General features: G+C 55.7%; 25 protein-coding genes. 7 read left to right on the top strand and 18 right to left on the bottom strand.

Annotated elements, in window-relative coordinates:
• Window positions 1–26 precede the first annotated feature (26 nt).
• The 5 genes from SOM82_RS10040 to sad form a co-directional block, all read right to left on the bottom strand.
• Entirely contained in the window at window positions 27–1475 is a 1449-nt protein-coding gene (locus SOM82_RS10040) for a GGDEF domain-containing protein (RefSeq protein ID WP_320459465.1), read from the bottom strand.
• 109 nt (window positions 1476–1584) lie between these two features.
• On the bottom strand, window positions 1585–1947 hold the full coding sequence (locus SOM82_RS10035) for a DUF4186 domain-containing protein (protein WP_320459464.1): 363 nt from the start codon (window positions 1945–1947) through the stop codon (window positions 1585–1587).
• Window positions 1947–2849 (bottom strand): glutaminase B, encoded by a 903-nt coding sequence (gene glsB / locus SOM82_RS10030; protein ID WP_154125908.1) that lies wholly within the window; start codon window positions 2847–2849, stop codon window positions 1947–1949. The genes SOM82_RS10035 and glsB overlap by 1 nt, the downstream gene beginning before the upstream one ends.
• An 87-nt stretch (window positions 2850–2936) precedes the next feature.
• Complete coding sequence (locus tag SOM82_RS10025) at window positions 2937–4514, bottom strand: methyl-accepting chemotaxis protein (RefSeq protein WP_320459462.1); 1578 nt, start codon at window positions 4512–4514, stop codon at window positions 2937–2939.
• Between the two features lie 123 nt (window positions 4515–4637).
• Window positions 4638–6026, bottom strand: coding sequence for a succinate-semialdehyde dehydrogenase (sad, locus tag SOM82_RS10020; protein WP_320459461.1), 1389 nt, complete (start codon window positions 6024–6026; stop codon window positions 4638–4640).
• Window positions 6027–6125: 99 nt separating this feature from the next.
• Here sad and ptrR point away from each other — a divergent pair, with 99 nt between their 5' ends.
• Entirely contained in the window at window positions 6126–7004 is an 879-nt protein-coding gene (gene ptrR / locus SOM82_RS10015; RefSeq protein WP_320459460.1) for a putrescine utilization regulator PtrR, read from the top strand.
• On the opposite strand, the gene SOM82_RS10010 is transcribed toward ptrR, so the two are convergent.
• Both SOM82_RS10010 and SOM82_RS10005 read right to left on the bottom strand, forming a co-directional pair.
• Window positions 6958–7440: a GNAT family N-acetyltransferase gene (locus SOM82_RS10010; RefSeq protein ID WP_154125415.1), complete on the bottom strand. Its 483-nt coding sequence runs from the start codon at window positions 7438–7440 to the stop codon at window positions 6958–6960. The genes ptrR and SOM82_RS10010 overlap by 47 nt on opposite strands.
• Window positions 7441–7666: 226 nt before the next feature.
• Complete coding sequence (locus SOM82_RS10005; RefSeq protein WP_320459459.1) at window positions 7667–8455, bottom strand: PhzF family phenazine biosynthesis protein; 789 nt, start codon at window positions 8453–8455, stop codon at window positions 7667–7669.
• A 176-nt stretch (window positions 8456–8631) separates the two neighbouring features.
• Between SOM82_RS10005 and SOM82_RS10000 the strand changes: the two genes are divergently transcribed.
• Window positions 8632–9828 (top strand): sugar transporter, encoded by a 1197-nt coding sequence (locus SOM82_RS10000; protein ID WP_154125413.1) that lies wholly within the window; start codon window positions 8632–8634, stop codon window positions 9826–9828.
• 41 nt (window positions 9829–9869) lie between these two features.
• On the opposite strand, the gene SOM82_RS09995 is transcribed toward SOM82_RS10000, so the two are convergent.
• On the bottom strand, window positions 9870–10535 hold the full coding sequence (locus SOM82_RS09995) for a MarC family NAAT transporter (RefSeq protein WP_154125412.1): 666 nt from the start codon (window positions 10533–10535) through the stop codon (window positions 9870–9872).
• A 257-nt stretch (window positions 10536–10792) separates the two neighbouring features.
• Here SOM82_RS09995 and marR point away from each other — a divergent pair, with 257 nt between their 5' ends.
• The 3 genes from marR to marB are packed head-to-tail and all read left to right on the top strand — an operon-like array spanning window position 10793 to window position 11880.
• The gene (marR, locus tag SOM82_RS09990; RefSeq protein ID WP_320459458.1) at window positions 10793–11227 is read left to right on the top strand and encodes a multiple antibiotic resistance transcriptional regulator MarR; all 435 of its coding nucleotides are present in this window, start codon (window positions 10793–10795) and stop codon (window positions 11225–11227) included.
• A gap of 19 nt (window positions 11228–11246) precedes the next feature.
• Window positions 11247–11630 carry an MDR efflux pump AcrAB transcriptional activator MarA gene (marA, locus tag SOM82_RS09985; protein WP_142503360.1) on the top strand — a complete coding sequence of 128 codons (384 nt, stop codon included), beginning with the start codon at window positions 11247–11249 and terminating at the stop codon, window positions 11628–11630.
• A 31-nt stretch (window positions 11631–11661) separates the two neighbouring features.
• The gene (marB, locus tag SOM82_RS09980; protein WP_154125411.1) at window positions 11662–11880 is read left to right on the top strand and encodes a multiple antibiotic resistance protein MarB; all 219 of its coding nucleotides are present in this window, start codon (window positions 11662–11664) and stop codon (window positions 11878–11880) included.
• 32 nt (window positions 11881–11912) lie between these two features.
• Here marB and eamA read toward each other — a convergent pair whose 3' ends face one another.
• Complete coding sequence (eamA, locus tag SOM82_RS09975) at window positions 11913–12812, bottom strand: O-acetylserine/cysteine exporter (RefSeq protein ID WP_320459457.1); 900 nt, start codon at window positions 12810–12812, stop codon at window positions 11913–11915.
• Between the two features lie 191 nt (window positions 12813–13003).
• Here eamA and ydeE point away from each other — a divergent pair, with 191 nt between their 5' ends.
• Window positions 13004–14197: an efflux MFS transporter YdeE gene (gene ydeE / locus SOM82_RS09970; protein WP_320459456.1), complete on the top strand. Its 1194-nt coding sequence runs from the start codon at window positions 13004–13006 to the stop codon at window positions 14195–14197.
• A gap of 33 nt (window positions 14198–14230) precedes the next feature.
• Here the strand turns inward: ydeE and zinT are convergent, their stop codons facing one another.
• The 8 genes from zinT to SOM82_RS09930 all read right to left on the bottom strand — a co-directional run bounded on the left by zinT (window position 14231) and on the right by SOM82_RS09930 (window position 22306).
• Window positions 14231–14872 carry a metal-binding protein ZinT gene (gene zinT / locus SOM82_RS09965; protein WP_320459455.1) on the bottom strand — a complete coding sequence of 214 codons (642 nt, stop codon included), beginning with the start codon at window positions 14870–14872 and terminating at the stop codon, window positions 14231–14233.
• A 77-nt stretch (window positions 14873–14949) separates the two neighbouring features.
• Window positions 14950–15648, bottom strand: coding sequence for an urea ABC transporter ATP-binding subunit UrtE (gene urtE, locus SOM82_RS09960; RefSeq protein WP_154125407.1), 699 nt, complete (start codon window positions 15646–15648; stop codon window positions 14950–14952).
• Window positions 15649–15657: 9 nt separating this feature from the next.
• Complete coding sequence (gene urtD / locus SOM82_RS09955; protein WP_154125406.1) at window positions 15658–16455, bottom strand: urea ABC transporter ATP-binding protein UrtD; 798 nt, start codon at window positions 16453–16455, stop codon at window positions 15658–15660.
• Window positions 16455–17528 (bottom strand): urea ABC transporter permease subunit UrtC, encoded by a 1074-nt coding sequence (gene urtC / locus SOM82_RS09950; RefSeq protein WP_320459454.1) that lies wholly within the window; start codon window positions 17526–17528, stop codon window positions 16455–16457. The genes urtD and urtC overlap by 1 nt, the downstream gene beginning before the upstream one ends.
• Window positions 17528–19102: an urea ABC transporter permease subunit UrtB gene (urtB, locus tag SOM82_RS09945; protein ID WP_320459453.1), complete on the bottom strand. Its 1575-nt coding sequence runs from the start codon at window positions 19100–19102 to the stop codon at window positions 17528–17530. Before urtB ends, urtC begins: the two co-directional genes overlap by 1 nt.
• Window positions 19103–19123: 21 nt before the next feature.
• Window positions 19124–20395: an urea ABC transporter substrate-binding protein gene (gene urtA / locus SOM82_RS09940; protein WP_320459452.1), complete on the bottom strand. Its 1272-nt coding sequence runs from the start codon at window positions 20393–20395 to the stop codon at window positions 19124–19126.
• 248 nt (window positions 20396–20643) lie between these two features.
• Window positions 20644–21747: a cobalamin-independent methionine synthase II family protein gene (locus SOM82_RS09935; protein WP_154125402.1), complete on the bottom strand. Its 1104-nt coding sequence runs from the start codon at window positions 21745–21747 to the stop codon at window positions 20644–20646.
• Between the two features lie 160 nt (window positions 21748–21907).
• Complete coding sequence (locus SOM82_RS09930; protein ID WP_320459451.1) at window positions 21908–22306, bottom strand: rhodanese-like domain-containing protein; 399 nt, start codon at window positions 22304–22306, stop codon at window positions 21908–21910.
• 73 nt (window positions 22307–22379) lie between these two features.
• Between SOM82_RS09930 and ftrA the strand changes: the two genes are divergently transcribed.
• A complete protein-coding gene (gene ftrA, locus SOM82_RS09925; protein WP_320459616.1) occupies window positions 22380–23402 on the top strand; it encodes a transcriptional regulator FtrA in 1023 nt (340 codons plus the stop codon).
• Between the two features lie 174 nt (window positions 23403–23576).
• Here ftrA and SOM82_RS09920 read toward each other — a convergent pair whose 3' ends face one another.
• Window positions 23577–23954: a hypothetical protein gene (locus tag SOM82_RS09920; RefSeq protein WP_320459615.1), complete on the bottom strand. Its 378-nt coding sequence runs from the start codon at window positions 23952–23954 to the stop codon at window positions 23577–23579.
• Window positions 23955–24143 lie beyond the last annotated feature (189 nt).

The raw sequence follows: 24143 nt of genomic DNA, 5'->3' as shown, positions 1-24143 counted from the left end.
CCGCATTCTGCCTGGGATGGTGACGGTTACACTTGCCCGGTACTTTTTTGAGGTTCCATGACGAGATGCGCATCATCCTGGCGCGCGCTGGTCCGGTTTCGCCCTGCTTTTTTCGAACGATAAAGATACTCATCGGCTTCAGCCATGAGTTTATTGAAGACCTCGGTCAGCTGCCATGACTCAGACTTAGCGCTCCCCAGACCAATACTCACCGTCAAAAACAGAGTTTGCTGGCGCCAGGTAAACGGATGCGATGCAATAGATTCTCTAATTCTTTCAGCAAGTAAGAATCCCTGGCGCGCATCGCCGGAGTTCACCACCACCGCAAACTCTTCGCCGCCCATACGTGCAACCATTCCCTCTTCACCGACCACCTGCTGCACTTTTTCGGCAAAGGTCGCCAGCACCTTATCGCCACATTCATGACCGTAGTTGTCATTGATGCTTTTGAAATAATCAATATCCAGCAGCATCACCGTCAGGAAACGAGGATGTCGATGAGACTCCTCGTGTTTAAGTGCTTCATACAGACCTGAGCGAGAATAGACGCGGGTCAGAAAGTCGTAATCAGCCCGCAACGACACCTGGTGAATCAGCGAATTAATGGCCGCCACGCTCACCGAGACCATCACCGGACAAATCGCCATCGTGGCAATCCCCAGACGCGCCGAGAACATCATCGGCGTTTCGAGCGGCGTAGCCACGGCAATATCAATAATGGAGCTGGCGACCAGCATGATTTCGACACCGCCGGTGACAAAGGTCAGCAGGCACGTCGCCGGGAGTGAATAGCGCACCGCGCACCAGATAAGCGCCGGAAGCGGAAACGCCAGGCTACCCGCGCCGCCAATCACCACCGAGGCGGCAACGGACACGATAAGCGCGACGACGGGCAAAAAGTGTTTCGCGCGCAACGGGCTTTTTAGCTGCGGCATTTTTATCGTCAACAGACACGGTAAAATCAGCACACCGGTAGAAAACTGCTCACTAAACCAGTCGGCATAGAGCGGCCAAAAGGTTTGACTGTCGATTCCGACCGACCCCATCGCCCCTACCAGCGCACAAAGCAGCGCCGCCACCAGACAATAATTAAACAGGCGTAACGCGTTAATCGGATCCGGAATTAAGCGGCCCTTACGTCGGTCCCGTGTCACCAGTAAGGCCACCGTGACAATAAAGACCATATTCGAGAAATTGATCACCAGCGAGGCGATGCCCCAGGTGGTGGTCACCGCGTCATACATCAGCATGGCGACATACGACACCGCATAATAGCGCAGACGGTTAAGATGGGCGTAACGGGCAAATACCCCCGCCATCACCCCGTTCAGCGGCCAAAAAAGGGATAACGCTTCCACCAGCCGCATTTCCGCACCAATAAAATAAAACAGAGTGGTGAGGACAAAAATACCGACTGCATTTCGCAGAGGGGCGACGGGTAGAAAAGGTTTGAAAGTGGTCAAAGCAGATCGCATTAAATCTCAATCCATATAATCGCTTAACGCAATTATTTCGCGGTCATCAGCCGGAATAATAAAAGAGTAGCACGGATCTCTGACATACCCGTGCGCCAGATATAACCCATCAAGCTTTGGGGTTCATTTGCAGAACCAGCCAGTGGTGAATGACCGCCACAATGTAGTGCTGTTGCTCTGCGGTTAACGCCTCGCCCTGGGGGATATGATGCCACTTCGCCAGGCATCCCCGACAACAGGTTGCCGTGGCATGTTGGGCGATAAACACCGGATGCCCGCGCATGGGCGTCTGCTTTCCGTCGTTAACCGGAAAAGCGGGCGCGAGTCGTCGGGCGATAAAATCGGCGGCGTGCTGGTCGATGGTGTCCGCCCCTTTATCCCGGCAATATTGCTGCTCTTTAGCTCCCAGACGAAACCGGGAGCGAAAGGTCGAACGCGACAGGCGCGCAAACAGGGGATCGAGCTGATTCATCAGTAGACTGAGCGTCCTAAACGCTGCGTAAGTTGTTCAAGCACAGCCACACCCGCCAGCGAGTTTCCGGCCTCATCCAGCTCAGGACTCCAGACCGCAATCGCCATCTCGTGCGGAACGATCGCCACCACACCGCCGCCGACCCCGGATTTGGCGGGCAATCCCACGCGCCAGGCAAACTCACCGGCGTTCTGATACATTCCGCTGGTCGCCATCAGGGCATTCACCTGTCGGGCCTGCATTGGCGTCACCACCACCTGCGAATGGTGCGAAGCGAACCCTTTATCGGCGAGAAACAGAAACGTGCGGGCCAGTTCGACGCAGCTCATTTTCAGCGCGCAGTAGTGGAAATAATTTTGCAGCACGGTGGCCACGTCATTATGGAAATTGCCGAAGGATTTCATCAGCCAGGCGATGGCGGCATTACGGGCAGAGTGCTCAAATTCGGAACGGGCCACGTTCGCGTCGTAACTCAGATCCGAAACTCCGCTGAGGTGGCGAACAATTTCCAGCATTCGCTGACGCGGTGCGCTAAGTCGGCTTTGCAGCATATCGCACACCACCAGCGCGCCGGCATTGATAAACGGATTACGCGGTTTGCCCTGTTCGATTTCAAGCTGAAGCAAAGAGTTAAACGGCTGGCCGGACGGATCCTTACCCACTCGCTGCCAGATCTCCTCTTCCTCATAATGACGCATCGCCACGATCAGGCTTAATACTTTAGAGATCGACTGAATAGAAAAGCGCTCGGTGGCATCTCCGGCCTGCCATAGCTGACCATCAACGGTACAAATGGCGATACCCAGCTTGTTGCCGCTGACGGATGCCAGCGCCGGAATATAATCAGCAACCTTTCCCTGCCCCAGTAACGGGCGAACCTGCGCCAGAATATCGTCCAGCATCTTATTATCAATGACCGCAGCCACACGTTGCTCCTTGCCCACAGGCCAAAAATGGCCTGCGAGTATAACAGAGGCTGATGTGTCACGTCAGGCAGGAAGACGAAAACGCGAGACCGCATGCATCAGCAGACAGGACTTATCATGCAAGCGGCTGGACGCTTCCGAGGCCGTTGTCACCAGTTCGTCAGTCTGTCTGGCCACCTGATTCAGCGCCTGAAGCTGGCGGGTCATCTGGCTGATGCTCTCTCCCTGGTTCAGGGTGGCGGCAGAAATGTCATCCAGCAGGCCGCTCAGATTGGCCACCAGCCCGGTGACCTGCTGCAAATTATGCTCCAGCCGGTTTACCGCTTTTGAGCCGTCCTCGATCCCCTGTAAAGAGTGATTGATCAACTGCTGGATGGTCTGCGTCGAATGGCTACTCTTTCTTGCCAGCAGGCCCACCTCACGGGCCACCACCGCAAAACCGCGCCCCTGGTTACCGGCATGCGCGGCCTCGATGGCGGCGTTGAGCGCCAGAATATTGGTCTGAAATGCCACGCTATCGATCATCGCGACAATGCCGCGCATCTCCGAGGCGCGCTCCACTATCGCCTGCATCGAAGCATTGACGGTGGACATCATCATATCGCCCCCCGCTGCCGTCTGACGCGCTTCGTCGGCACGCGAGCTGGCAAGCTTTGCATAACCGGTGTTGCCTTCGACATGCGTTTCCAGCGTGGCGATATGCGCGGTCACGTCACTCAGCTCCTGAGTCTGTCGCGCTGACTGCTGATAGAGCTTCTGATTCCCCTCCGCCAGCGAACCGATGTTCTCTACCATCGAGCTTGTGGCCTCGCTGACCTGAGTCACCAGCTTCTGCAGTCCACGTTGCATTGTGCTAATACTGACGCTCAGCTGCCCGATTTCACGGTTAAAGCAGGTGACCCCGGGCGGCATTGCGGAGAGATCGCCTGCCGCGAGCCGATCGATATGAGCAATCAGCCGACGCAGCGGGGTGATCACCCAGCGCGACATGCCAAACCACACCGCCACGGCAATCAGCAGCAACACCACGGGCGCGAGCAGAAACAGCGACTGGAGTCCGGACAAGCGCGCCATCAGCGACTGTCGCCCTTCGTTAGCCTGCTGTTCGCTGATCTGCTGCCAGCGGGCATAATTATCGTTAAAGTCCGTTTGAAACGCCTGGGCGGGCACAGCAAAAAAGGCGTCAATAGAATTCGTTTTGACCAGCCCTTCCGCCTGTTCGCTGATCGCGCCAAAGAACAGCTGATAGCTATTGACCAGCGCTTCGTCTTTCGGTGGTTTAAGCGCCAGCCAGCCCTTCCACGCCTGCCGCGAGGCACTGAGCGCCTTTTGCGCTTCATCCATCAGACTGTGCCAGCTCCCTTCTGAGCCGGTCTCTTTATCCTGCATAAAATAGACGCCCGAACGATTAAGCAAATCGCTCGCCGCCAGCAGGGAGACGCGCGCCAGATCCAGCTTGCTCTGCTGCTGTTGCGCCAGCTGATTATGTTGTTCATTACGTTGCGCATCGCGTAGCGATGAGGAGAGCAAAATCGACGAGGTGAGTTGCAGGGCGGAAAAGAGCGCAATAATACAAAAAATGCCGGCCAGCAGACCAAACTGGCGCTGACCAATGCGGCGGAAAATTTGCGTTAGGTTCATAATATTCTTCTGTAACAATACGTTAGACGCGTGCGAGTCTACGAAACGTAAATGACAGAACCATGACGGAAAAATGACAGAGGCCTTCAGTGCGAAGGCCTCTGTTGTGGCGGCAGACTGACGCTATACGCGGTCTTTCCATACCGTCTGAATATTGCAGAACTCATGCAAACCAAAGTGGGACAGTTCACGACCAAAGCCGCTTTTTTTCACGCCGCCAAAGGCCACGCGGGCATCGCTGGCGCTGAAGCCATTGATAAACACCCCACCGCACTCCAGCTGACGCGCAAACGCATCCGCCCGCTGTTGATCAGCCGTAAAGACGGTTGCCGATAAGCCAAAATCGCTGTCGTTAGCCAGCGCCAGCGCGTGATCCGCATCCTGCGCAATGGTGAGAGTCGCCACCGGGCCAAACAGCTCCTGACGAAACGCCGTCATCTCCGGCGTCACATTGCCGAGCACGGTTGCCGGGTAGTAATTGCCCTCACCCGCCAGCTTCTCTCCGCCCAGCAGCAAGGTTGCGCCTTCTGCCAGCGTATCCTGAACCTGCTGATGCAGTTCATCGCGTAAATCAAACCGCGCCATCGGCCCGAGATAATGCGCTTCCTCGCCGGGCGCGCCCATTTTCAGAGCCGCCGCTGCCGCCACAAAGCGCTCGGTAAACCGTGCCGCAATGCCCTCTTCCACGATAAAACGTTTGGCGGCGGCACAGACTTGTCCGGTATTCTGGTAGCGTCCGCTGACGGCGGCCTTCACTGCCAGATCCAGATCCGCATCGTTCAGGACGATAAACGGATCGGAACCGCCCAGCTCCAGTACGCATTTTTTCAGCGCGGCGGCGGCCTGAGCGCCAATTGCCGCCCCGGCGCGCACGCTGCCCGTCACGGTAATGGCGGCAATACGACGGTCATTAATCGCCTGGCTTACCCCCTCATTGGTGGCATTTACCCAGCCAAAGACCCCCGGCGGGAAACCGGCGTCATCGAAGATCTCCCCGATGAGCGCCGTAGAGCCGAGCACGTTTGGCGCATGTTTTAGCAGATAGCTATTCCCGGCCAGCAGGATGGGCACTGCACCGCGCAGCACTTGCCACAGCGGGAAATTCCACGGCATCACCGCCAGAATGGCCCCCAGCGGACGATATTCAATGACCGCTTTTTGGTTTTCAACCAGCGTCGGCTCGGCGTTAAGCATCGCGGGCCCCTGTTCGGCGTACCAGTCGCACAGCGCCGCGGATTTGGTGACTTCCGCCCGGGCCTGCAAAATCGGTTTGCCCATCTCGCGGGAGATCATTTGCGCCATCTCTTCAGCGCGAGCACGCAGGGCGACACCCAGTGCGCGGAGTTTCTGCGCCCGGTCAGCGACCGTTTCATTGCGCCACTGACGAAAACCAGCGTCGGCTAACGCCAGCGCCTGTTCCACGTCGTTTGATGTTGCCCACGGCCAGGCCGAAAGGGTTTCGCCGTTCGCCGGATTAACCGACATGGCATGAGTAGCAGGTGAATAAGTCATGGCGTTCTCCACATGATAAAAGTTGATTCATTGTGGCGAACTCTGCTATTTCTTAAAAATGAATAATATTAACCAACTTATTCACGAATCGAGAATGCTATGGATTTAACTCAGCTTGAGATGTTTAACGCCGTTGCCATGACGGGAAGCATTACCCAGGCGGCGCAGAAAGTGCACCGCGTGCCGTCGAATCTGACCACCCGTATTCGTCAGCTGGAGGCCGATCTGGGCGTCGAGCTGTTCATCCGTGAAAATCAGCGCCTGCGTCTCTCACCTGCCGGGCATAACTTCTTGCGCTACAGCAAACAGATCCTCTCGCTGGTGGAAGAGGCTCGCAGGGTGGTGGCCGGCGATGAACCGCAGGGACTGTTCGCGCTCGGCGCGCTGGAGAGTACAGCGGCCGTGCGCATTCCGGAATCGCTGGCGGAGTATAATCAGCGCTATCCGCGTATTCAGTTTGCCCTTTCGACTGGCCCTTCCGGGACGATGATCGACGGCGTGCTGGAGGGAACGCTTAGCGCTGCGTTTGTCGATGGGCCGCTCTCGCACCCGGAGCTTGAAGGTATGCCGGTCTATCAGGAAGAGATGATGCTGGTGACCGCCGCCGGACACGAGAAAGTCACCTGCGCTACGCAGGTAAGCGGGCGCGATGTGTATGCCTTCAGGGCAAACTGCTCCTACCGGCGACACCTCGAAAGCTGGTTCCACGCCAATCGCTCGACCCCGGGCCGTATTCATGAAATGGAGTCGTATCACGGAATGCTCGCCTGCGTGATCGCCGGTGCGGGCATTGCGCTGATGCCCCGCTCTATGCTCGAAAGCATGCCCGGGCATCATCAGGTTGAGGCCTGGCCGCTGGCGGAAAACTGGCGTTGGCTGACCACTTTCCTGGTGTGGCGGCGCGGGGCAATGACCCGCCAGCTGGAGGCGTTTATAGCACTGCTAAACGAACATCAGCCACCAGCACCTTCTCCATAAACAGGCTCAGCGGATCGTCGCTATAGGGGGCAAAGGCCGCGCGGGTCTGGTAGCCGCAACGCTCGTAAAGCTGGATCGCCGCATGCTGCTTAATTCCCGTTTCCAGACGCAGCGTGTGGCAGTGACGATTCTGAGCTTCATCTTCCAGCGCAGCCAGCAGCTTTTCACCCAGCCGCTGCCCGCGATGTGTCGGGTCGATGTAAACCCGTTTCATCTCGCCGCTGCCGTCACCGTTCAACACAATCGCACCGCAACCCACCGCATTGAGCTGATTGTCACGAATGACCATCATAAGCAGCGAGCCCGCACTAAGCTGGGTCAGGTCGAGCAGATGGTTGCTTTCGGCCGGATAAAGCTCCGATTGATAACGATCCAGCGCGGCAATCAGCGCCAGGATGTCGGGGTGAGAAGCGGATTCAGAGGTAATGGAATACATGGCAGGCTCCTTTTGTTGTTTGTTATCAACATAGCTGCGCCTGCCGTTCAGATACTCATACTTTTATCTTATCGCTGCCAGCGATAGCCCTGAAATGCAAATGCCCGCACTGCGGGCATGTTTAAACACGAGCAAATAACGACACGCGCAGCAAGAAAACAGCGTTACTTCAGCCGATAAAATCCATCCCTGCATCTTACCGCCGCCTGTTTATGCGGATTCGACATTAGCGCAAAAAGAGCGTGCCTTTCAGATAGAGCGTTGCTTGTCCGCTCATCAGTACGCGATCCCCTTTCAGCTCGCAGCGAATATCGCCCCCTCTGGCGGAAACCTGGCGGGCTAACATCGTCGTTTTACCCAACTTATCGCTCCAGTATGGGATGAGCATGGTATGCGCCGATCCCGTCACAGGATCCTCCCAGACGGCCTCGCCAGGCGAAAAGAACCGGCTGACAAAATCGTATTCGCCTTCCCCGCGCGCGGTAACACAGACTTTATGCTCGCCGGGGATCATGGCAGAGATAGCGGGTGTCACCGCTTCAACCTGCTGACGGTTCTCCAGCACCAGGACCCAGGCGCGGCCTTTGCGGGCTTCGACATAGCGGTCGATCCCGAGCGCCGACATCATCCGGGCGGGAGGTATCTGTTGCTCAGTGAGGCACGCCGGGAAATCCAGCGTCAGCCACTCGCCCTGACGAGTCACGATGAGGCGGCCCGAGGCGGTTTCAAAATGCAAACGTGTGTCAGGATAATCCAGCTCGTTGAACAGTACATACGCGGCGGCAAGGGTCGCGTGGCCGCAAAGATTGACTTCCTTTTGGGTGGTGAACCACCGCAACGCTATCTCGTTATCGCGGCGGACAAAAAACGCCGTTTCTGATTGATTGTGCTGTTTCGCCATACTGAGCAATGTTTCGTCCGGGAGCCACGCGTCCAGCGGGCAAACCGCCGCCGCATTGCCGCCAAAAGCTTTATCGCTAAACGCATCCACCAGATAAAAATCATTTTCCTGCATTGTCCTGCCGCCTGTTTTTATTGATCTGTTCCATATAGTCGAGGAAAACAGCGCCTTTCGCTACCACTGGCGTCAGGTATTTTTTGCGATCCATATCACATAATGATTGTATTTTAGACAGTTAAAGCTTTAAGATCGCTGTCTCATCTTTTAAGCAACGAACCCCAGTTAACTCTATGCCTTCGAACACAGTTTCCCGCAAGGTCGCGTGGCTACGTGTGGTCACGCTTGCCATTGCTGCGTTTATTTTCAATACCACCGAATTTGTTCCCGTCGGCCTGCTGTCCGATATCGCGCAAAGTTTCCAGATGGAGACTGCGCAGGTCGGCATCATGCTGACTATCTACGCCTGGGTAGTGGCATTAATGTCCCTGCCCTTTATGCTGCTCACCAGCCAGATGGAGCGGCGCAAGCTGCTGATCGGGCTGTTTGTGTTGTTCATCGCCAGCCATGTGCTCTCGTTCCTGGCGTGGAATTTTACCGTGCTGGTGATAAGCCGCATTGGTATTGCGTTTGCGCATGCTATTTTCTGGTCGATCACCGCTTCGCTGGCCATTCGTCTGGCTCCGCCGGGAAAACGCGCTCAGGCGTTAAGCCTGTTGGCGACCGGTACAGCGCTGGCGATGGTACTGGGCCTGCCGATTGGCCGCATCGTGGGGCAATATTTTGGCTGGCGGACCACCTTCTTCGCCATCGGCATGGGGGCATTAATCACCCTGCTGTGTCTGGTGAAGCTCTTGCCTAAATTACCGAGTGAACACTCCGGATCACTCAAAAGCCTGCCGCTGCTGTTCCGCCGTCCGGCACTGATGAGCATCTATCTGCTGACGGTAGTCGTCGTAACCGCCCATTACACGGCGTACAGCTACATTGAACCGTTTGTGCAGGTGGTGGCCGGGTTTAGCGCCAACTTCGCGACGGTATTGCTGTTGCTGCTGGGGGGCGCGGGCATTATTGGCAGCGTGCTGTTCGGCAAACTGGGCAATCAACATGCCTCTCTGTTGGTCAGCGGTGCAATTGGCGTACTGCTGCTGTGCCTGCTATTGCTTATGCCTGCGGCAGACAGTGAATCGGGTCTGGCGGTGCTGAGTATTTTCTGGGGTATCGCGATGATGATTATTGGCCTCGGTATGCAGGTCAAAGTGCTGGCGCTGGCACCGGATGCCACCGACGTGGCGATGTCGCTCTTTTCCGGAATTTTCAATATGGGGATTGGCGCAGGGGCGCTGCTGGGAAATCAGATCAGCCTGCATATTTCGATGTCGTCGATTGGCTATCTCGGGGCCATTCCGGCGCTGGCGGCTTTTGTCTGGTCGATTCTGATCTTCCGCAAATGGCCTGTCGCACTGGAAGAACAACCGCATCGCGGATAGATCGCAGAGAGAAAAAAGGGTGGCTCAGGCCACCCTCTCTGTTAATGGTAGGTCTTAATAATTTCCAGCACGCCGTTGATAATAAACTGCACACCCATACAGACCAGTAAAAAACCCATCAGACGGGAGATGGCTTCAATACCGCCTTTGCCCACCCAACGCATAATGGCGCCGGAGCTGCGCAAACTGGCCCACAAAATGAGGCCAATCAGCGCAAAGATGAGCGGCGGCGCGACCATCACCACCCAGGCCGAGAACGTCGAACCATCGCGCACCGTTGAAGCGGAGCTGATGATCATCGCTATCGTCCCCGGCCCCGCCGTGCTCGGCATCGCGAGAGGGACAAACGCGATATTGGCGGAAGGCTCAGACTCCATCTCTTCTGATTTACTCCGGGCTTCCGGAGACTCATGCGCTTTTTGCGCCGGGAAAAGCATACGGAAACCGATAAAGGCGACGATCAATCCCCCTGCAATACGCAACCCTGGAATCGAAATCCCGAACGTATTCATCACCACCTGACCGGCGTAATACGCCACCATCATGATGACAAAAACGTACACCGAGGCCATCAGCGACTGGCGATTACGTTCGGCGCTGTTCATGTTACCCGCGAGGCCTAAAAACAACGCCACGGTGGTTAACGGGTTTGCCAGCGGCAGTAACACCACCAAACCAAGACCAATTGCCTGAAATAATTCCATCATAGCCAGTTGTCGTCCTTATCCATAATTAACCCTCCTAGTATACGGTGAAATGGCCAGGGTGAGCCACGCTGACAACGTAAGCAGGATTTTCAGCTGGCGGACGATAACCAGGCGTTATGTTTATGATTTAAAAGACCTCAAAAAAAGTGCATGAAACGTTTTAGCAAATCGTGGCATCGGTGCTTACATTCGATTGACTTATACTTGCCTGAGCAATAATATCTGCCGTGATTAAACTACTTGCCAGGGCAACCATTGTGAAAAGCACCAGTGATCTCTTTAACGAAATTATTCCACTGGGCCGTCTTATTCATATGGTGAACCAGAAAAAAGATCGCCTGCTCAACGACTATCTGTCCCCGATGGACATCACTGCGACCCAGTTCAAAGTGCTGTGTTCCATTCGCTGCCAGGTGTGTATCACACCGGTTGAGTTAAAAAAGGTGCTCTCTGTCGATCTTGGCGCGCTCACGCGCATGCTCGATCGTCTTGTCTGCAAAGGATGGATTGAAAGACGACCTAACCCCAATGACAAACGCGGCGTTCTGGTGCAGCTCACCAGCGAAGGCGCGGCGATGTGCGAACAATGTCATGAGTTAGTAGGACAAACCCTGCATCAGGAATTAACAAAAAACTTATCGGCGGATGAAGTGGTCACTCTTGAGCATTTGCTTAAGAAAATCCTGCCGTAAACAGAAAGAGGTATTGACGATGTCCAGACGCAATAATGACGCCATCACTATTCATAGCATTTTGGACTGGATCGAAGATAACCTGGAATCGCCGCTCTCACTTGAGAAAGTGTCTGAGCGTTCAGGTTACTCAAAATGGCACCTGCAACGGATGTTTAAAAAAGAGACCGGTCATTCATTAGGGCAATACATTCGCAGCCGCAAGCTGACGGAAATTGCGCAGAAGCTGAAAGAGAGTAACGAGCCGATCCTGTATCTGGCAGAGCGTTATGGGTTTGAATCGCAACAGACCCTGACCCGCACGTTTAAGAACTATTTCGACGTGCCGCCGCATAAATACCGGATCACCAGTATGCCCGGCGAATCCCGATATCTGCATCCACTCACACACTGTAACTGCTAATCGCCTGTAATAAGACGTAACCGAGGAAATCATGAAATTTACCGCCTCCGCCGCCCTCACCTTGCTGGTGCTGGTCTCCGGCCAGACTTTTGCGGAGCAAACCACCCACGCTACGCAGCAAAACGGTCGCAACGCGATAGTTGTGTCTACCGCACACGAACAGTCGCCTTTTGATTTCAATCATATGGGTGCGGGTAGCGATAAATCCGACGAATTAGGCGTGCCCTATTACAATCAGCACGACCTCTGATTCGTTTTTGCCCCGCGTTGGCGGGGCTTTTTTCATCCCCTGACTCGCGCCGCCCGGCGCAAACGCAAGCCAAACACATTAATGTACAGCCCCGCCATAATCAGCACGGCGCCCAGCAGCTGTAATACCGTCAGTTTTTCATCCAGCAATATTGCCGCACTGGCCAGGCCTACCACCGGAACCAGCAGGGATAATGGCGCCACCCGCCACGTCTCGTAGCGCCCAAGCAGCGTGCCCCAGATGCCATAACCCACGATGGTGGCAACAAACGCCAGATACACCAGCGACAGAATGGTGGTCAGATCGATCTCCACCAGGCTTTTGAGCATCAGCGCCGGACCGTCGAACAGCAGAGACGCCACCATAAACGGGATGACCGGGATCAACGCACTCCAGACCACCAGCGACATCACCGGCGGACGGGTCTCATGCTGCATGATCAACTTATTGAAAATATTGCCACACGCCCAGCTCAGGCCTGCCGCCAGGGTCAGCATAAAGCCCAGCAAGGCCACATGTTGTCCGTTCAGACTGGCTTCGGCGAGCACCAGCACGCCAAATACCGCCAGCGTCATTCCCGCCAGCTGCTTGCCCTGCAGGCGTTCGCCAAAGACAAACGCGCCAAGAATGATGGTGAAGAAGGCCTGCGCCTGTAACACCAGCGACGCCAGACCGGCCGGCATCCCGAACTTAATGGCGCAAAACAGAAAGGCGAACTGACCGAAGCTAATCGTCAGACCGTAGCCGAGCAGCAGACGGAACGGGATTTTGGGACGGGCAACAAAAAACAGCGCCGGGAAAGCCACCAGTAAAAAACGTAAACCGGCCAGCATCAGCGGCGGCATGTTATGCAAACCCACCTTGATGACCACAAAATTGAGTCCCCATACCACGACCACCAGCAACGCCAGTAGCCCGTCTTTACGCGTCATACTCAGCCCCGATTATTAAATTTATGTAAACCAATTCAAGGTAACGAAAAAAACAGCGGAGGAAAAGATCATTAATAATGGCAGTCAGGCGAAGCACTTACGGATAAATTAGGTGCTATACAAGCCACTTATGTCGTGATACTCCTGATAAGACACAACAAAAAAAGCATAAGCATTTGTCGGGCAGGAACATGAAATCATCTCTCAGGCGCTCCACCGCAGCGCTGCTGGCGTCGTCATTGTTATTAACCATCGGTCGTGGCGCAACATTACCGTTTATGACCATTTATCTCACCCGTGTTTATAACATGAGCGTCGAGAATATCGGCTACGCCCTGACGGTGGCGCTAACCATTGGCGTGGTTTTCAGCATGGGATTTGGCATTCTCGCGGATAAATTCGACAAAAAACGCTATATGCTGATTTCGATTTTGGCCTTTATCGCCGGTTTTGTGGCCATCCCGCTGGTGGATAATGTCACCCTGGTGGTACTGTTTTTTGCCCTGATCAACTGCGCGTACTCCGTGTTCTCCACCGTGCTGAAGGCCTGGTTCGCCGATGTGCTGACGCCGGGAGAAAAAGCGCGGGTCTTCTCACTCAACTACAGTTTTCTGAATATCGGCTGGACGGTGGGCCCGCCCATTGGCACGCTGCTGGTGATGTACAGCCTGCAACTGCCGTTCTGGCTGGCAGCCTTCTGCGCCGCGCTGCCGCTGGTTTTTATCCAGGTGTACGTGCAAAAGAGTATTGCGGCAGACAGTGACAACGTCACTGTTCCGTGGCAGCCCTCGGTGCTGCTGCGCGACCGGGCGCTGTTCTGGTACACGCTTTCCGGATTACTGGCCTCCTACGTGGGCGGTTCGTTCGCCAGCTGTATTTCTCAGTATGTGTTGGCTGCGGATTACGACAGCGACTTTGCGCAAAAAGTGGTGGCGGTCGTGCTCCCGGTCAACGCCGCCGTGGTGGTGTCGCTGCAGTATTTCATTGGCCGTAAAATCTCCGCCAGCAATATTCGCCCGCTCATGGCGCTGGGAACGCTCTTCTTCCTGCTGGGTCTGGGTGGGTTTATGTTCTCGGGCAGCAACCTGGTTTACTGGGGAATCGCGTCGGCGGTGTTCACCATCGGAGAGATAATATATGCGCCAGGCGAATATATGTTGATTGATAACATCGCCCCGCCGGGGATGAAAGCGAGCTATTTCTCCGCGCAGGCGCTGGGATGGCTGGGCGCGGCCGCTAACCCGATGATCACCGGCATCATTCTGACCCATCTGCCGCACTGGTCGCTGTTTGCCATTATGATGGCGGCGATTGTGATTGCCTGGCTCATGATCTTGCGCGGAATGAGCGTAAAATCGTGGCCACAGGCTGCGAAAACCGCATAAAAGAAAAGGCGAGAGATTCTCGCCTTTTTGCTTTTAGTGGTGAAGCATCTCGTCCACGACCTGCGCTTTATACATCTCATTAGGATAATAGGTCGGCCAGTTATCCATCTCTTTCAGCAAGGCTTCATGCGACGTATTGCCCATAAAAATGTGGAAATGCGCTGACTGGCGCGGGGCGATGGTGTGATCGCTGAACTGGACAAATTTCGGGGCTTTAGAGCCGGTATCTTTACACTCAAACAGATAACGCACGCCTTTTTTACCGGAAGCATAGGTCAGGATCTGATAGCCGCTGTAATCATAGCGGCAGCTCGCCACCGTTTTACCGGAGCGGAATTCCATCACGTTATTTTCAATGGCGATGGTATCGACAGTGGTCTCGTACCCTTTGCGGTAGTACGCCTTGACCTCATCGAACGATTTGGCGGGATCCTTTTGCGCTTTCTGTTTAAATACCGGGTCCAGCGAGCCATCCACCAGGAAAGGATAAACAGACTGCCAGATGCCATCCCAGTCGGAAAGTTGACGATCTTTCACATCTTTATCTGCAAAAACCCCGTTCGCCGCTTTCTCTTCAGCCTCGGTCATCTGATGGCCGTGCGAGTGGGCGAACAGTTGACCGCTAATCAGCAGCATTCCCAGAGTCATTGCAAATTTTCCACTATGTGCAGCCAAAATAAAATCCTCACTCCGTTTAAGAAAGTGAGGATGTTATAATATAACATATCGGAAAACAACCGCTTCGATCGCCATTAAATGGCCACCAGCGCGCGAACCCCCTCTTGCTCCATATGCTCTCCGCGCCCGCGCTGAATAATGCTGCCACGCGACATCAGCAGATAGTTATCCGCCAGTTCGGCGGCAAAATCGTAGAATTGCTCCACCAGTAAAATCGCCATATCTCCGCGACTGGCAAGCTGACGGATGACCACTCCGATCTCTTTAATCACCGAAGGCTGAATCCCTTCCGTCGGTTCATCGAGGATCAACAGCTGCGGGCGACTCGCCAGCGCGCGGCCTATTGCCAGCTGCTGCTGTTGCCCCCCGGAGAGATCGCCTCCGCGCCGGTGCTTCATCTCTTTCAGTACCGGGAACAGTTGCCAGATATCGTCCGGCACGCTTTTCGCCTCCCGGGCCGGAAAGCGCGACAGGCCGAGCAGCAGATTTTCTTCAACCGTTAAACGCGGAAAAATCTCGCGCCCCTGCGGCACATAAGCCACGCCGGACTGCACGCGGTGATGCGGCTTTGCGTGGGTGATCTTTTTTCCCTGCCAGACTATCTCGCCGCTGCGCGCCGGGATCAGCCCCATCAGGCATTTCAGTAACGTCGTTTTACCCACGCCGTTACGCCCCAGTAAACAGGTGACCTCACCGCCTGGCGCATCAAAGCTCACGCCGCGCAAAATATGGCTGCCGCCGTAATACTGATTCAGTTCGTTAACCTGTAGCATCAAGGCTCCTTAGCGTCCCAGATAAACGTCGATAACCTGCTCATTCGCCTGCACTTCCCGCAGCGATCCCTCTGCCAGCACGCGCCCCTGGTGCAGAACCGTGACGTGATCGGCAATGGTTTCGACAAACCCCATATCGTGCTCGACCACCATCAGAGAGTGTTTTCCCGCCAGAGTGCGAAAAAGCTCTGCGGAATACTCGGTCTCGGCGTCCGTCATCCCGGCGGCAGGCTCATCGAGCAACAGTAAATGTGGCTCCTGCACCAACAGCATGCCGATTTCCAGAAACTGTTTCTGCCCGTGAGAAAGCATGCCGGCGCGCCGATCACGCTCGGCGCTCAGGCGCAGCAGCGATAACATCTCGTTGATGCGATCCCCCTGCTCAGAGGTCAGCCGGGCGCGCAAACTCGCCCACACTGATTTATCGCCTTTCATCGCCAGCTCCAGGTTTTCCCATACCGTCAGCGCTTCAAACACCGTGGGTTTCTGGAACTTGCGACCGATCCCCTGACGCGCAATCGCGGCCGGATCCAGACCGGTCAAATCAATGGACTGATCGTAAATCGCCCGGCCACTTTGCGGCCGCGTTTTACCGGTGATCACGTCCATCAGCGTGGTTTTTCCGGCCCCGTTTGGACCAATCACACAGCGTAACTCTCCGACGCCGATATTCAGCGACAGATCGGTGAGCGCCTGAAAACCGTCAAAATTGACGTTGATCGCCTCAAGCTGAAGAACGGGATCGGTCTGTTCCCGAAAGCGGTCTCCGGGTAGCTGGCGGGTAAAAAGGCCTTCTGCTGGCTGCATTATTTCTCTCCCTTACGAAAAAGCCCGTACACGCCGCGCGGTAAAAACAGCGTAACGGCGATAAACATCGCCCCTAAAAACAGCTGCCAGTATTCCGGCATGGCGACGGTGAAATAGCTTTTCGCGCCGTTGACCAGCGCCGCGCCTATCACCGGCCCGACGAGCGTTCCGCGTCCGCCTAATGCCACCCAGATCGCCGCTTCGATGGAGTTGGTGGGCGACATTTCGCCGGGGTTGATAATCCCCACCTGCGGGACATACAGTGCGCCCGCCAGCCCGCACATCACCGCGGAAAGCGTCCAGACCAGCAGTTTGAAGCCGCGCGGATCGTAGCCACAAAACGTCAGCCGGTTTTCGGCGTCGCGTACAGCCGTCAGAATGCGGCCAAATTTGCTCTTTGCCAGCGCAAATCCGACGGCAAGCGATGCCGCCAGCACCGCCACCGTTGCCAGAAACAGCCCGATGCGCGTTGAGGTCGCCGTGACCGAAAAACCCAGCAGCGTGGTAAAGCCGGTAAATCCGTTATTGCCGCCGAAGCCGGTTTCATTGCGAAAGAACAGCAGCATTCCCGCATAGGTCAAGGCCTGGGTCATAATAGAAAAATAGACTCCTTTGATTTTCGAGCGGAACGCGAACCAGCCGAAGACCAGCGCCAGCAGGCCGGGGATCATCACAATCAACACCAGCGCCCAGGCGAAGTGCTGCGTGCCCCACCAGAACCACGGCAGCTCGCTCCACGAGAGAAACGACATAAACGCCGGTAGCCCTTCACCCGAGGCCTGACGCATCAGGTACATCCCCATTGCGTAGCCCCCCAGCGCAAAGAAAATCCCGTGACCCAGCGACAGCATCCCCGCATAGCCCCACACCAGATCGAGTGCGACAGCGACAATCGCATAGCAGAGAATTTTGCCGATCAGCGTCAGCATCCAGGTGGAGAGCGCCAGCGGATGGCTGGCGGGCAGCAGCGCCAGGAACGGCAGCACCAGCAGGATCGTGAGGATCAGGCTGATGAACAGCTGCGTCGTGCGCGGCGCTTTACGCGCCAGCGTTAAGGTCAATGGCTGGCTCATCAGTCTGTTACCCTCCCTTTCAACGCGAACAGCCCCTGAGGACGTTTCTGAATAAACAGAATTATCGCTATCAGAATCAGTATTTTGCCCAGCACCGCGCCCATCTGTGGTTCAAGAATTTTGTTGAAAATGCCCAGTCCAAAGGCGGCGGCGACGCTGCCTGCCAGCTGACCGACTCCGCCCAGCACCACCACCAGGAAAGAGTCAATGATGTAGCCCTGTCCCAGTTCCGGCCCGACGTTACCGAGCTGCGACAGCGCCACGCCGCCCAACCCCGCAATTCCCGAGCCCAGCCCAAAAGCCAACATGTCGACGCGCCCGGTCGGCACACCGCAGCAGGCGGCCATGCTGCGGTTTTGCGTCACCGCGCGCACGTTCAGGCCCAGTCGGGTTTTGTTGAGGATAAGCCAGGTAAAGAACAGTACCAGCAGCACAAATCCCAGCACCACAATGCGGTTCCACGGCAGGATCAGGTTGGCATAAACCTGTACCCCGCCCGACAGCCACGCCGGGTTAGCCACCTCCAGGTTTTGCGCGCCAAACATCATGCGCACCAGCTGGATGATCATCAGACTGATGCCCCAGGTAGCCAGCAGGGTCTCCAGCGGACGGCCATACAGATGACGGATCACCGTGCGTTCCAGCACCATACCGGTGGCGGCGGTCAGCAGAAACGCCACCGGCAGCGCCACAACCGGATAAAACGCCAGCCACTGCGGCATGAACTGGGCCATCGCCTGCTGGACTATCCAGGTGCAGTACGCCCCGAGCATCAGCATCTCGCCGTGGGCCATGTTGATCACCCCCAGCAGGCCGTAGGTGATCGCCAGACCGAGCGCCGCCAGCAGCAGGACCGAACCGAGCGACAGCCCCATAAATGCCTGCCCCAACAGATCGCTTATCAGCAGGCGATGCTGGATTTTACGCAGGCTGTTTTCTGCGGCCTGTCGCACCTGCGCATCCGGTTCCGTCTGCGTTTGGGTATAAGGCATCAGGCGAGCCTGCGTTTCGGGATCGGAAGAGTCGCCCAACAACTCAACGGCCTGCAAACGGACCCCGGCCTGAGGGCTGACCAGCTGCAGATTTGCCAGCGCCACTTGCAGCGGCTCGCGCACCTGCTCCTCTTTTTCTTCCGCCAGCCGTTGCTGCAGCATAGTGAGCATCGCAGGCGTGGCATCGCGCTGTAATTTCCGCGCGGCATCGCCTCTTATTGTGACGTTGTCACTTATTAGCTGATGGGTCGCCAGTGCGGTTGAAGCCAGATTGCGCAGGCGGTTGGTCAGACGTACCGCCTTCGCTTCACCGTTGAGCCGGGGGCTGTCCCCCAGGCTCACCATTTCCCCCTTCACGCGGGTAAACGCGTGTTTTTGCGCATCGGCAAACAGATTCTCCTTTTGCAGCGCCTGTAGCAGCGGCAGACGTACAGGATCGGGCGCAACGGCCCACTGTTCCAGCAATTCGGTTTGCTGACTGCGACTGGCGGCGACAAAGCTGTCCGCATCCGTCGCCTGCGCCATCCCTGGCAGCAGACCGGCAAGCCAGACAATTGCGACAATTATGCGCATGGCGTTCATGGCTTTTCTCCGTACATCAGGTTAGTTACTGGCCGTTTTCATCGGTTGCTCAGGCTTTTTGTCATTACCCGGAATGTACGGACTCCACGGCTGGGCGCGAACCGGTTTATCGGTCTGCCAGACGACGTTAAACTGACCGTCACCTTCGATTTCGCCAATCATCACCGGTTTATGCAGATGGTGATTGGTTTCATCCATGGTCAGCGTAAAGCCCGACGGCGCTTTGAAGGATTGACCCGCCATGGCGGCCCGCACTTTATCCACATCGGTGGTTCCGGCCTTCTCAACCGCCTGCGCCCACATATGGATCCCGACATAGGTCGCTTCCATCGGATCGTTCGTCACAACGGTATCGGCATTCGGCAGCTTATGCGCTTTGGCCCAGGCTTTATACGACGCGACAAAGGTCTGGTTGGTCGGGTTATCGACTGATTCAAAGTAGTTCCACGCCGCGAGGTTTCCCACCAGCGGTTTGGTATCTATTCCGCGTAACTCCTCTTCGCCCACCGAGAAGGCCACGACCGGCACATCCGTGGCTTTCACGCCCTGGTTGGCCAGCTCTTTATAGAATGGAACGTTGGAGTCGCCGTTGATGGTCGAAACGACCGCCGTTTTTCCGCCAGCGGAGAATTTCTTGATGTTGGCCACAATGGTCTGGTAATCGCTGTGCCCGAACGGGGTGTAGACTTCTTCGATATCTTTATCCTGCACACCTTTTGAATGCAGGAACGAACGTAAAATCTTGTTGGTGGTTCGCGGGTAAACATAGTCTGTGCCGAGAAGGAAGAAGCGTTTGGCGCTGCCGCCGTCTTCCCCCATCAGATATTCCACCGCAGGAATGGCCTGCTGATTGGGGGCCGCGCCGGTGTAAAACACGTTTGGCGACATCTCTTCGCCCTCATACTGCACCGGGTAGAACAGCAGGCCGTTCAGCTCCTCAAAGACTGGCAGGACCGATTTCCGCGAGACCGATGTCCAGCAGCCAAAGACTGCCGCCACTTTATCCTGGCTTAACAACTGACGGGCTTTTTCCGCAAACAACGGCCAGTTAGACGCGGGGTCAACCACCACCGGCTCCAGCTTTTTGCCCAGCACGCCGCCTTTGGCATTGATCTCATCAATGGTCATCAGCGCCACGTCTTTAAGCGGGGTTTCCGAGATCGCCATGGTGCCGGACAGCGAGTGCATGATCCCGATTTTGATCGTGTCAGCGGCCTGTACGCTAAAACTCATCCCCATCGCCACCATCGTGGTGGAGAGTGCAAAAGCTTTGATTAAGGTACGACGGTGCATATTTTCACTCCTGAAAAGAAAGCTGCGCGAATACGTCCTCTACCGCGTGGACGCAGAAAAAAGCGAAACGTCAATGACAGGATTCATCAGAGCAAAAAGGATGCCAGAACGTAAAAGATATGATTTTTTAGGGCGTTAGCAGGAGTATGAAAGGAAATTCCGCAGTGGCAACGGGTCAGAGACAGGTGAAGAACGACTCAGAATGGCACAGCGCTGCATTATTTAAGTGCAACGCTGTGCGCGGTTAATTACCAGACTTCATCTGCGATCTGTGTGACCAGACGGACTTTATCCCACTGCTGGGTTTCGCTGAGGGTATTGCCCTCCTCGGTGGAGGCAAAGCCGCACTGCGGGCTCAGGCAGATCTGATCTTTCGCCACAAATTGTGCCGCCTCTTCCAGCCGCGCTTTCACCCCTTGCGGATTTTCCAGCTCGCCATTTTTAGTGGTGATGAGACCCAGGACCACCTGCTGTTTACCCGGACGCACAAAACGTAACGGTGCAAAATCGCCGCTGCGGTCGTTGTCATACTCCAGGAAGAAGGCATCCACGTTCACCGTACCAAACAACACCTCGGCGACCGGCTCATAGCCCCCTTCTGAAATCCAGGTGGAACGGAAGTTGCCGCGACAGACGTGCAAACCAATGGTCAGGTCGTCAGGTTTCCCTTCCAGCGCTTTATTCAGTACGCGGGCATAGGTGAGCGCCAGTTGGTCGGCATCATCACCGCGCTCACGAATTTGACGACGCTGATCGTCGGAGCACAGATAAGCCCAGACCGTGTCATCCAGCTGCAGATAGCGACAGCCCGCCGCGTAAAATGCCTGGATCGCATCGCGCCAGGTGGTGGCCAGGTCATCAAAATAGACATCCAGATCCGGATAAACCGTGGCGTCGATATCTTTACGCCCGCCACGGAAGTGCAGCACGCTCGGGCTTGGAATGGTCATTTTAGGCTCGGCGTTACCGCTGATGCTTTTCAGATAGCGGAAATCTTCCAGCATAGGATGGTTACCGAAGCCCAGTTTACCGGTGACGCGCACGCCGTGCGCTTTGGTCTGCACGCCGTTGAACTGGATGCCCTGGTTTGAATCGTAACGCTCAACCCCTTCCAGACCATCGAAGAAATCAAAATGCCACCAGGCGCGGCGGAACTCGCCGTCGGTGACCACATGCAGCCCGCACGCGCATTGCTGTTCGACCACGTGGCGAATGGCGTCGTTTTCAACCGCACGCAGCTGACCGGCATCGATCTCACCGCTGGCGAATTTCTGGCGCGCCAGTTTGATCGCGTCGGGACGTAAAAAACTGCCTACCACATCGGCACGGTACGGGGCGTGTTGTCGCTGCATGTTTATCTCCTTTGCCGCCAGCAATTGATTGCCAACAGTGATAATTCATAAATTGAACTTATAGACTTCTGGATGGCTATACGTCCAAAAAGATGTCATATCAACGGCATGGCGGCAAACGAGAAAATTTCATGACAGATGAAATTTATTCATGTTCGGGTTAATCATCCGTCGCAAAAGCGAAATTTTCATCTTCCCAGCCGGTGATCCCGCCCAGCATAATTTTGACCGGTAAACCCAGCTGCGCCAGCTTCAGCGCCGCTCTGTCCGCCCCGTTGCAATGCGGCCCGGCGCAGTAGACGACAAACAGCGTATCTTCAGGCCACTGCGCCATCTTTTCCGCCGTCATTGCCGACCACGGTAAATGAATCGCGCCCGGCAGGTGGCGGCGAGCAAAGTGCTCCGGGCCACCAACCACATGCAATAAAATGAAGTCCTGCTCATGATGCGTTAAGGCGTGATGAACGTCGGCACAGTCCGTCTCGACGCTTAACCGGCGCAGAAAATGGGCAGCGGATTCTTGTGGCCCGGCAACGGGAAATTCGGTGACATAACTCATGGCGCTTTCTCCTGGTGGGTGTTTGTGTTAACAGTACTTTATCCAGAAATTTAGCCAGTGAATGTCAGCAGTTATGCCAGAAAACAGCAAAAAGATGACAAACTTACAACAGGTTCCTCCTCCACGGGTCGTGGTACTGGCCTATGACGGTCTGTGTACGTTTGAGTTTGGTGTGGCGGTGGAAATTTTCGGCCTGCCGCGACCGGAGATGGGCGATGACTGGTACCGCTTCAGCGTTGCCGCGGTGGACAATGGCGAACTGCGGGCGACCGGCGGCATCAGAATAGTGGCCGACGGGGATATACGTCTGCTGGATGACGCCAGTCTGGTGGTGATCCCCGGCTGGCGTGGCGTCGATGCGGTCGTACCGCCTGCATTATGCGACGCGCTCTGCCGGGCTCACGCGCGCGGCTGCCATCTGCTCTCGATATGTTCCGGGGTGTTTGTGCTGGCCGCCACCGGATTGCTGGATGGCCGCAAAGCCACGACGCACTGGCGTTATACCGAAACCCTGAAAACGCGTTATCCGAAGATCAACGTGGTGGAAGATGTGCTGTACCAGGATGAAGATACCCTGCTGACGTCGGCGGGCAGCGCCGCCGGAATCGACCTGTGCCTGCATGTTGTCCGCCGGGATTACGGTCTGGACGCGGCCAACCGCGTGGCGAGACGTCTGGTGATCCCGCCCCACCGGGACGGGACGCAAACGCAGCAGGTCATTCGCCCGGTTGCGCAGTTGAGGGAAAGTCAGCGATTCGGCCAGTTGTTTGATTTTCTCCATCAGCATCTGACCGTTAACCACAGCGTCAGCTCGCTGGCCCGCCGTGTGGGGATGAGCCAGCGCACTTTTTTACGCCGCTTCGCCGATGCGACGGGCACGACGCCATCGCGCTGGATCATTACCGAACGCCTGCTGCGGGCAAAAGAGTATCTGGAAAGCAGTCGGTTGAGTATCGACAGTATTGCAGAGCAGACCGGATTCGGGCACGCCGCCACTCTGCGGCATCACTTCCGCCAACAGTTTGCGTTATCGCCAGCGCAATACCGAAAACACTTCCTTGTCTCAGGCGCTCAGGACTTAGAAAGGCTGGGGTGAGGCAAAAAAAAACCGCCATTATCTGGCGGTCAATGCTTGCATGGATAGATTTGTATTTTGGTATCTACGTTCCCGGCATTCCATGACGGGTAGCGGATCGGCAATAAAACTAACATTCGAAAGGTAAACCAGGAGTAAACGACAGACTAACTGATGAGCGATATCCGCTCCTGGTCAGGAGTGAATTTTATGGGTCGAAGTGTTGATTTGCAGATACTGCATTAATCCGTGACTGGCGCTTTGAACGGCGTTTTCATTCACGGCTTCAAGATAAAAGAGCCGCGAAACGGCGTAGGGTGCTTTCTCGGCAGGAAAAACCGCATACTCGAAATGCTGGCCTTTTGCCGCGTTCAGACAGTCCAGAAGCCATTGTCCACCGCTGATTTGCGTGGTGTGGCAGGCGACGCGCCCGTAATCACTGGTCAGGTAAGAGCCGACGCGCGTTTCTGCGGCCTGCAAATATTCTGCTTTCGGCTGGTGGTGGGTGTAACCAATGTAAGCCGCCGCGGCTATCGCAACGCCTGAAATGGCAAAAGAGAACACTTTTTTCATTTGCATAACCTCGTCCCTGGTTAAAAGGCCATTGTATCGGCTTCTTACCGGGAAGGTTATTATCCGGATGCAGACTTGACACGTCTCGGGGGTATTCCCTGACAAACTCTTTGCGATAGTTTAAAAGTGCGAATAATAACTCAAGGAAACTATTGGCATCATAGCGGCGAAAAGTCATCAGGCGGTGAA

It is taken from the genome of Lelliottia sp. CFBP8978 (assembly GCF_034046055.2).
Lineage (GTDB): Bacteria > Pseudomonadota > Gammaproteobacteria > Enterobacterales > Enterobacteriaceae > Enterobacter.
This window is presented reverse-complemented; position numbering and strand designations above follow the sequence as displayed.

Coding starts and splice junctions, on each gene's coding strand:
- glsB (WP_154125908.1), bottom strand. CDS start 2,849: ATGCTGGACGATATTCTGGCGCAGGTTCGCCCGTTACTGGGGCAGGGA.
- urtA (WP_320459452.1), bottom strand. CDS start 20,395: ATGCACCGTCGTACCTTAATCAAAGCTTTTGCACTCTCCACCACGATG.
- urtE (WP_154125407.1), bottom strand. CDS start 15,648: ATGCTACAGGTTAACGAACTGAATCAGTATTACGGCGGCAGCCATATT.
- ydeE (WP_320459456.1), top strand. CDS start 13,004: ATGAAATCATCTCTCAGGCGCTCCACCGCAGCGCTGCTGGCGTCGTCA.
- SOM82_RS10010 (WP_154125415.1), bottom strand. CDS start 7,440: ATGTATTCCATTACCTCTGAATCCGCTTCTCACCCCGACATCCTGGCG.
- urtB (WP_320459453.1), bottom strand. CDS start 19,102: ATGAACGCCATGCGCATAATTGTCGCAATTGTCTGGCTTGCCGGTCTG.
- urtC (WP_320459454.1), bottom strand. CDS start 17,528: ATGAGCCAGCCATTGACCTTAACGCTGGCGCGTAAAGCGCCGCGCACG.
- marA (WP_142503360.1), top strand. CDS start 11,247: ATGTCCAGACGCAATAATGACGCCATCACTATTCATAGCATTTTGGAC.
- SOM82_RS09920 (WP_320459615.1), bottom strand. CDS start 23,954: ATGAAAAAAGTGTTCTCTTTTGCCATTTCAGGCGTTGCGATAGCCGCG.
- SOM82_RS10040 (WP_320459465.1), bottom strand. CDS start 1,475: ATGCGATCTGCTTTGACCACTTTCAAACCTTTTCTACCCGTCGCCCCT.
- SOM82_RS10005 (WP_320459459.1), bottom strand. CDS start 8,455: ATGCAGGAAAATGATTTTTATCTGGTGGATGCGTTTAGCGATAAAGCT.
- SOM82_RS10025 (WP_320459462.1), bottom strand. CDS start 4,514: ATGAACCTAACGCAAATTTTCCGCCGCATTGGTCAGCGCCAGTTTGGT.
- SOM82_RS09930 (WP_320459451.1), bottom strand. CDS start 22,306: ATGAGTTATGTCACCGAATTTCCCGTTGCCGGGCCACAAGAATCCGCT.
- SOM82_RS10000 (WP_154125413.1), top strand. CDS start 8,632: ATGCCTTCGAACACAGTTTCCCGCAAGGTCGCGTGGCTACGTGTGGTC.
- eamA (WP_320459457.1), bottom strand. CDS start 12,812: ATGACGCGTAAAGACGGGCTACTGGCGTTGCTGGTGGTCGTGGTATGG.
- urtD (WP_154125406.1), bottom strand. CDS start 16,455: ATGCAGCCAGCAGAAGGCCTTTTTACCCGCCAGCTACCCGGAGACCGC.
- ftrA (WP_320459616.1), top strand. CDS start 22,380: ATGCCAGAAAACAGCAAAAAGATGACAAACTTACAACAGGTTCCTCCT.
- SOM82_RS10035 (WP_320459464.1), bottom strand. CDS start 1,947: ATGAATCAGCTCGATCCCCTGTTTGCGCGCCTGTCGCGTTCGACCTTT.
- ptrR (WP_320459460.1), top strand. CDS start 6,126: ATGGATTTAACTCAGCTTGAGATGTTTAACGCCGTTGCCATGACGGGA.
- SOM82_RS09995 (WP_154125412.1), bottom strand. CDS start 10,535: ATGATGGAATTATTTCAGGCAATTGGTCTTGGTTTGGTGGTGTTACTG.
- SOM82_RS09935 (WP_154125402.1), bottom strand. CDS start 21,747: ATGCAGCGACAACACGCCCCGTACCGTGCCGATGTGGTAGGCAGTTTT.
- sad (WP_320459461.1), bottom strand. CDS start 6,026: ATGACTTATTCACCTGCTACTCATGCCATGTCGGTTAATCCGGCGAAC.
- marB (WP_154125411.1), top strand. CDS start 11,662: ATGAAATTTACCGCCTCCGCCGCCCTCACCTTGCTGGTGCTGGTCTCC.